This window comes from Flavobacterium sp. (genome assembly GCF_043778725.1).
In the GTDB taxonomy this organism is placed as follows: domain Bacteria; phylum Bacteroidota; class Bacteroidia; order Flavobacteriales; family Flavobacteriaceae; genus Flavobacterium.
On sequence record NZ_JAYWFT010000170.1, the window covers coordinates 1 to 7,717 of the forward strand.

The 7,717-nt window shown below is 30.8% G+C and carries 9 protein-coding genes and 1 pseudogene; 3 read left to right on the forward strand and 7 right to left on the reverse strand.

Translation table 11 applies throughout. The features are described from left to right. Positions 1-5: 5 nt before the first annotated feature. Positions 6-482: a TspO/MBR family protein gene (locus tag ACH2CG_RS15480; protein WP_395066814.1), complete on the reverse strand. Its 477-nt coding sequence runs from the start codon at positions 480-482 to the stop codon at positions 6-8. A gap of 82 nt (positions 483-564) precedes the next feature. Between ACH2CG_RS15480 and ACH2CG_RS15485 the strand changes: the two genes are divergently transcribed. Genes ACH2CG_RS15485 through ACH2CG_RS15495 form a run of 3 tightly spaced genes read left to right on the forward strand, consistent with a single transcriptional unit; the run spans position 565 to position 3,559 of the window. Then, on the forward strand, positions 565-1,671 hold the full coding sequence (locus tag ACH2CG_RS15485; protein WP_395066816.1) for a diphosphomevalonate/mevalonate 3,5-bisphosphate decarboxylase family protein: 1,107 nt from the start codon (positions 565-567) through the stop codon (positions 1,669-1,671). Positions 1,672-1,690: 19 nt separating this feature from the next. Further along, complete coding sequence (locus tag ACH2CG_RS15490; RefSeq protein ID WP_395066818.1) at positions 1,691-2,629, forward strand: mevalonate kinase; 939 nt, start codon at positions 1,691-1,693, stop codon at positions 2,627-2,629. 12 nt (positions 2,630-2,641) lie between these two features. Further along, positions 2,642-3,559, forward strand: a complete 918-nt coding sequence (locus ACH2CG_RS15495) for a geranylgeranylglycerol-phosphate geranylgeranyltransferase (RefSeq protein ID WP_395066820.1) — start codon at positions 2,642-2,644, stop codon at positions 3,557-3,559. A 361-nt stretch (positions 3,560-3,920) separates the two neighbouring features. Here ACH2CG_RS15495 and ACH2CG_RS15500 read toward each other — a convergent pair whose 3' ends face one another. The 6 genes and pseudogenes from ACH2CG_RS15500 to ACH2CG_RS15525 form a co-directional block, all read right to left on the reverse strand. Beyond that, positions 3,921-4,100: a hypothetical protein gene (locus ACH2CG_RS15500; RefSeq protein ID WP_395066822.1), complete on the reverse strand. Its 180-nt coding sequence runs from the start codon at positions 4,098-4,100 to the stop codon at positions 3,921-3,923. A gap of 500 nt (positions 4,101-4,600) precedes the next feature. Then, on the reverse strand, positions 4,601-5,155 hold the full coding sequence (locus ACH2CG_RS15505; protein ID WP_395066824.1) for a hypothetical protein: 555 nt from the start codon (positions 5,153-5,155) through the stop codon (positions 4,601-4,603). Beyond that, a pseudogene (locus tag ACH2CG_RS15510) lies at positions 5,155-5,991 on the reverse strand (RHS repeat-associated core domain-containing protein); the annotation flags it as partial. The gene ACH2CG_RS15505 and the pseudogene ACH2CG_RS15510, both read right to left, overlap by 1 nt. Positions 5,992-6,018: 27 nt before the next feature. Then, positions 6,019-6,534, reverse strand: coding sequence for a gamma carbonic anhydrase family protein (locus ACH2CG_RS15515; protein ID WP_395066826.1), 516 nt, complete (start codon positions 6,532-6,534; stop codon positions 6,019-6,021). A 56-nt stretch (positions 6,535-6,590) separates the two neighbouring features. Beyond that, on the reverse strand, positions 6,591-7,592 hold the full coding sequence (locus tag ACH2CG_RS15520; protein WP_395066828.1) for a type IX secretion system membrane protein PorP/SprF: 1,002 nt from the start codon (positions 7,590-7,592) through the stop codon (positions 6,591-6,593). 5 nt (positions 7,593-7,597) lie between these two features. Next, positions 7,598-7,717, reverse strand: a 120-nt coding sequence (locus tag ACH2CG_RS15525; RefSeq protein ID WP_395066830.1) for a T9SS type B sorting domain-containing protein, incomplete at its 5' end; no start/stop codon positions are given.

Consider the following 7,717-nt stretch of genomic DNA (forward strand, 5'->3'; position numbering starts at 1 on the left):
TTTTTTTATCTATTAAGCCACCAAATACTTCCGTTTAATATCATAGCAAAACTTACCCAAGCCAGGTATGGAATAAATAACATTCCGGCAACTTTATCAATTTTTTTAAATTGAGTATAGGTTTCAAAAATGATCAGCCATAATAAAACAATCTCTATCAAAGCCAAAAGAGGATTGTGAAAACCAAAGAACAAATAAGACCACAAAGCATTTAATGCCAATTGAATTACAAAAAACAAAAAAGCTTTTTTAACCTTTTCTGGATCTAATTCTAATCTGTTCCAAACCATTCCTCCGGCAACGCCAATCATAATATATAAAACAGTCCACACTGGTGCAAAAATCCAATTTGGCGGATTAAAAACTGGCTTTATCAATGTTGGATACCAAGTAGTGATGCTTTCACGAGTAACCATTCCAGAAAAATAACCAATAACCAAACATGTCATTACGACAACGGCAATTCTAAGTATCTTTTGCATTTTGTTTATATTTTGAACAAATATAGTGAACAAAATTATATTGTTTTTCTAAAATAGGTATCTTTGCATAAATTTATAACATATGATATCCGAAAAGGATTTTATTGCAACCCAATTTTCTCACACTATTGAAGAAGGAAACTTTGAATGGAGTGCGCCAAGTAATATTGCTTTAGTAAAATATTGGGGTAAAAAGGAGCATCAAATTCCGGCTAATCCTTCTATTAGTTTTACTTTAAAAAACTGTAAAACAACTACAAAACTTAACTTTTCAAAGCGAGAAATTTCAACTACAGTTGACAAAACATCTGCTAAATTTTCTTTCGATTTACTGTTTGAAGGAAAACCAAAAGAAGATTTTAAACCAAAAATTCAAAAATTTTTAGAGCGAATTGAAGTTTATTGTCCGTATTTGACAAATTATCATTTTACAATTGATACCCAAAATACCTTTCCACACAGTTCTGGAATTGCATCTTCCGCATCTGGAATGGCAGCTTTGGCAATGAACATAATGAGTTTAGAAAAACTTTTAAACCCAGAAATATCTGAAAGCTATTTTTACCAAAAAGCCTCTTTTTTAGCAAGACTTGGTTCTGGAAGTGCTTGCAGAAGTGTAAAAGGAAGCATTGTAGTTTGGGGAAAACATGAAGAAATAAAAGAAAGTTCCGATTTATTTGGAGTGGAATTTCCATTTGAAATACATTCAAACTTTAAGAAATATCAAGATACTATTTTGTTGGTTGATAAAGGCGAAAAACAAGTATCAAGTACAGTCGGACACGATTTAATGCACAATCATCCGTATGCCGAACAACGATTTTTGCAAGCGCACCACAATTTATCTGCTATAAAATCCGTTTTAGAGAATGGAAATTTAGAAGATTTTATCAAAATTGTAGAAAGTGAAGCCTTGACTTTACATGCAATGATGATGACATCTTTGCCTTATTTTATTTTGATGAAACCTAACACATTGGAAATCATCAATAAAATTTGGAAATTTAGAAATGAAACTAAAATTCCTGTTTGTTTCACGTTAGATGCTGGTGCAAATGTTCATGTTTTGTATCCCGAAAACGTTACCGTTGAAACTTTGCAATTTATTAAGGACGAATTAGTTGGCTATTGTCAAAATGGTCAGTATATTTGTGATGAAATTGGTTTTGGTTCACAAAATATAATTTAATTTTACCTCAAATCTGAATATGAAAGGACCCTTATTTTACTCGAAAATACTTCTCTTTGGAGAATACGGAATCATTAGAGATTCTAAAGGTTTGTCTATTCCTTATAATTTTTATAATGGCGCATTAAAAGTAGATGAAAATCCATCTGATGAAGCGGTAAAATCTAACCTAAGCCTAAGACGTTTTCTAGTTTATTTAGAGCAATTGCAAAACGATCAACCAGAACTTGTAACCTTTAATTTAGATATTTTAAAATCTGATGTTGAACGTGGCATGTACTTTGACTCTAGCATTCCACAAGGTTATGGTGTAGGAAGTAGTGGCGCATTAGTTGCCGCTATTTATGACAAATATGCAAACAATAAAATTACTGTTCTTGAAAATCTTACTAGAGAAAAATTATTGCAACTAAAAGCTGTTTTTTCTCAAATGGAATCATTTTTTCACGGAAAAAGTTCCGGTCTTGACCCATTAAATAGCTATTTGAGTATTCCAATTTTAATAAATTCTAAAGACAATATTGAAGCAACAGGAATTCCAACACAAAGCACCAATGGTAAAGGCGCAGTATTTTTGTTAGATTCAGGAATTGTTGGAGAAACTGCTCCAATGGTGAATATCTTTATGGAAAACCTAAAAGATCAAGGTTTTCGTACTATGCTAAAAAATCAGTTTGTAAAATACACCGATTTATGTGTAGAGAACTTTCTTGGTGGCGACATGAAATCATTATTTTCTAATACCAAAAAACTATCGAAAGTCGTTTTAAACAATTTCAAACCAATGATTCCTGAGCAATTTCACGGAGTTTGGCAAAACGGAATTGATACCAACGATTACTACTTAAAACTTTGTGGTTCTGGTGGTGGTGGCTATATTCTTGGTTTCACAGAAGATTTAGAAAAAGCAAAACTATCTTTAAAAGATTACAAATTAGAAGTTGTCTATAATTTCTAATACTTCAAAAACATGTTAAGCAGACAAACCAAAATTACATTACTGAAAATAGTCAGTATGTTTTCTGTGGTTCGTGGCTACAACATCCCAATTATTGCATTGGCGCAATACCTATCGGCTATTTTTATAATGGCACCAGAGAAAAGAGCTTTATCGGTTTTGCTCGATTTCAATCTTTTTATAATTGTTATTGCATCAAGTTTAACAATTGCATCGGGTTATATTATTAATAATTTTTACGACAGCAAAAAAGATTTAATAAACAGACCAAACAAGTCTAAACTAGACCGTTTAGTAAGCCAAAGAACCAAACTACAAGTCTATTTTACTGTTAATTTTGTAGTTGCTTTAATTGCGTTTTTTGTTTCTTTTAGAGCCGTTTTATTCTTTTCGGTTTACATTTTTTTAATTTGGTTTTACTCACACAAACTAAAAAAATATCCGATAATAGGCAATCTAACAGCCTCACTTTTGGCAGTTTTACCATTTTTTGCTATTTTATTATATTACAAAAACCTCTATCCTGAGATATTTGCACACGCAACCTTCTTGTTTTTATTACTTTTAATTCGTGAAATAATAAAAGATTTAGAAAACATAAAAGGTGATATTGCCAACGATTACCTGACAATTCCGGTTAAATATGGAGAAGTTTTTGCCAAAAAAATAATAACTACATTGACCATTCTAACCATCATACCTGTCTATTTTTTAGTAGATATTTACGATGTTGGCTACATGGATATTTACTTTTACATCAGCCTAATAATATTGATTTTCTTCCTCTTACTTCTCTGGAAATCAAACAGTAAACCTCAGTATTTACAACTTCACAACATCTTAAAATTTCTAGTTGTATCTGGAGTTTTTTGCATCATATTAATAAATCCCGAAGTTTTAATTCACGGAAGAAAGTTGCTTAGAATATAAATTTGGAGCGAATCAGTAGTAATTCTTGTAATCCGTGTTCCTGCTGTCCGCTAAACAAGGTATCGCTCCCATCAGGGCTGAAAAGTGAGTGATTTTTTTCAAAAAATTATTTTCAATCATTGTTGTCCGAAAAAACCAACTATTAGCCTTGTTAAGTCCTAAATAATAAATCCTCTTTTCTTTCAAGAGCAAAACATATTCGTTAATTAATTGCAGTGATTTTATTTTGTATCTATTTTTTTAAAGAATAAAATTTGTACACAAAGTCGTGTGCATTTTTTAAAAAAATAAAATTTAGACACAAGTCATTGATGATTAAAAAAGTAATTAGAACTACAGCACAAAAGACTACTCGAAAAGATTACTTAAATGCGCATTCTATAACAGTATGTTGATGATTTTTTCTTGAAAATACATCAACCCAATCTACAACTGTTGCTGTTAAAAAATGAGGCAATGATTGTTCTCTTATTACATAACCTTCTTTCATAAATTTAGACTTTATCAAATATAAAGAAAATTGCGCAAAGTCAAGAGACATTTGCGCAGCTTTTTCCAGAAACTCTTTGCGGAGCTGGATTGTTGAAAGATCAAAAATACTTGCATTGTCATCACTTAATTTATAGACTATATTTTCTTATCTTAAATTTAATAAAATGAAAAAAAAGCGCAAAGTCAGGAGACATTTGCGCAGCATTTCAGTAGAACATTTATTTTAACTAGAACACTTTGCGCAGCTGGTTTTATCAAATATAAAAAAATTACGCAAAGTCAGGAGACATTTGCGCAGCTTTCCATAGGAACTCTTTGCGGAGCTTGGTTATCAAATATAAATAAATTGCGCAAAGTCAGGAGACATTTGCGCAGCTTTTTTCAGGAACACTTTGCGTAGCTGGTGAATATTTATTTTAACTAGAACACTTTGCGCAGCTGGTCAATTTTTTAATTAGAACACTTTGCGCAGCTGGTAGACATTTGCGCCGCTTTTCTGTAAAACATTTATTTTAACTAGAACACTATGCGGAGCAGGTCTGAAAGACCTCAAAAAATAGATTCTCTTTTTATTACATAATAAATACCTATGTTGTCATCAAACTCAATTTGATATCCATTTAAATAGAGAAAATAACAAACAGACATTGTTTTATTAAAATTTCCAATATCTTGTTTTAAAAGTAGTTTTCCTTTTTCAAATTTGGATTGTGTTGTATATTTAGAAAAAAAATATTTAAATGTATTGTCTTCATATTCTTTTTTAATCGGATAATCTATTTTAAATATTTTAAAAGGAATATTATCAAACTTTTTTTTATCTAATCTAGTCCTTTGATTTAAGACTTCGGATAAAAAAGAATGGAAATTTTTAAAAGAATTCACATAATACTTTTTATAAACATAATTGAGATAATTCGCATTTGTTATTATAAAATCATTTTCAGAAGATAAAATAAAAAGGTTTAACTCCCCATATTTTGATGGAGTTTTATAGCTACTGACTTCTAATTTCTCTACGAATTTTTCATTTATAATGTCTTTATTTTGATTGCACGAATCAAATAAGATTAGAATGAATAAAATAAAATTTAAATTTTTCATTAATCAATTATTACATTTTTATTGTTAGGAGGATTGTCTAATTTTTTAGGATCAATTTTCTTACCACCATACTTTGTCCTCTTTGGCAATTGGTCTATTTTTCTAGCTCTATTTTCATTATAAACAGCTCTTATTTCCATAGGATCTTCTGATGATGAGTCAATGCCGTCAGCATAATTTCCAATATCGTAATCATATTGATGTCGCATTTCATGAACAACTGTTGTAAAATCAGAAGCAGGCACACCTGTGGTTTCTTCAAATTGTTTTTTACTCTCCTCTGAAAAAGAGTGTCTTGTAGAAGTGGCTATTGGACCTATCATTTCTGGATCTTTTGTGACTCCGTTAGTTACAACTGTATTTTTGCCATACTTACTCTCATAAATAGTATGTTCTAAATCACTTTTCTCTAGAGTATGTAATTGATTTTTTAGAATTTTATCATTTGAGCTTTCTATTTTTCTATAAACTGTCAATAATTTATACATTGTTTTACTCACATTTTCTTTTCCTGGATTATATCTTTTACCACTTTGTCTGTCATAGAAATTACCATTTCGATATGTGAAATTTCTGGCGTTTTTACCTTCACCTGTCATAAATATAATTTCTTTACCATCAGGGTCGATTGCATTTATGGGATTATTAAGGCAATAATTGTAAGGACTAACATTCGGATACTTCTCAGCTAATGGATCAACACTTTGCCAAATACTTATTCTTGGGTCATAGTACCTTGCGCCATAATAATAAAAGCCTGTTTCTTCATCTAGTTCTTTACCATTAAACTTATATGGTGAGTTGTAGTAATTGCTACCCAATTGCTGTGCCATGGTTTCTCCAAAAGTAAAGTTTCAAAAACACTATTCCTCTTTAAACCAACCCGAATACATAACATAATTATTAGAAATACGCTCAATCTCACCAGCAAAATCCGATGCATTAATATCCTTTACCTTCTTAGCCGGAACACCAGCATAAATAGTTCCAGATTCAACAACAGTATTCTGCGTCAATACAGCACCAGCAGCAACAATTGAATTGCTTTCAACCACACAATTATCCATTACAATTGCTCCCATACCAATAAGCACATTATCATGAAGTGTACATCCATGAACAATGGCATTGTGACCAATAGAAACATTATTACCAATAATTGTAGGATGTTTTAAATAGGTAGCATGAATTACTGCACCATCTTGAATATTTACTTTATTTCCAATTTTAATGTAATGAACGTCACCTCTAATCACAGCATTAAACCAAACACTACATTGTGAGCCAAATTCTACATCACCAACTATTGTAGCATTTTCAGCCACATAACAATCTTCAGGGATTTTTGGAGATTTTCCGTTTACAGATTTTATTATCATACTTTTTCAAAAAAAATAATCCCGATAAAATTACCGGGATTGTTTATATAAATTTTTTAGTTTACTGCAGGACAATTACAGTGGTATTTCTCTGGTTTACAGAATAAATTTATACCTAAAGTAATTTGGTGAAAACCACCAGTATCAAACTTAACATTGCCTAACAAAGCAGAGTAGGTATAAGCAAACATATAATTTTTATAGTTTATCCCTAAGATTGGTGTAAAATATTGCAACTTTTGTTTAGCTATTGCATTCCCATTTACATATTCTGCACCATCCAAAGATCTTCTATAAGATAATCCACCCCAAAGCTTTCCAAAATCTAATGTTTTGTAAACTTTCATATTCAAGTCAATAGACGATTCTTTAGTTTGAAAAACATGTTGAAACATCATTGAAGGTTCAAACATCAAGTTTTCTGAATCTCCAAATGTATAACCCATGTTGTAGATTAAACGTTTTAAATTCACTGGCTCTCTATCTGAATATAATTTTCTTTCACTAGCCAAAGCATTTTTTACCGTAAAGTGAGCATAAAAATCTAAGAAATTATATGAAGCACCAATATCAACATTAAAATAAGTAGCTTTTTGAACAATAGTTCCATCAATTATTGGATCATAAGTAGGATTGTTTGTCAGAAAATCTGTTTCATCAAGTAAACTTTGTGCAAAACCAAAATTCATACCAAATGACAATTGATTCAAATCAATATCATCGCGTGAAAATCGAATATGATGCGCATAGGCAAATCGAACACCTTTCTGAGAATGATATCCATTTTTATCGTTTATCAAAATGATTCCTAAACCATCATTATCAGAAACACTTCCGTTAAAACTTAATGTTTGTAAAGCTGGAGCATCATTTTGACCAAACCATTGTTGCCTTCCTGTTAAACGCAGTTTAGAACAATTTGCTGCACCTGCCATTGAAGGATGCAACAAGAAATAGTTATCAGATAAATAATCAGAATAAACTGGCAATATCTCTTGTGAATAAGTTTGCTTAGTAATTAATAATACTAATGCTAGAAAAAAATGTCTAAACTTCATTGTTATTATCTTTTTAATGTGAAATGGGCTCTAAATTGTTTTAATGCGTCGGCTTCGTTATAGTCAACCGTAAACCAATAATCTGTTGATATCATTAGGTTACCGTTATAAGTTCCGTCCCAACC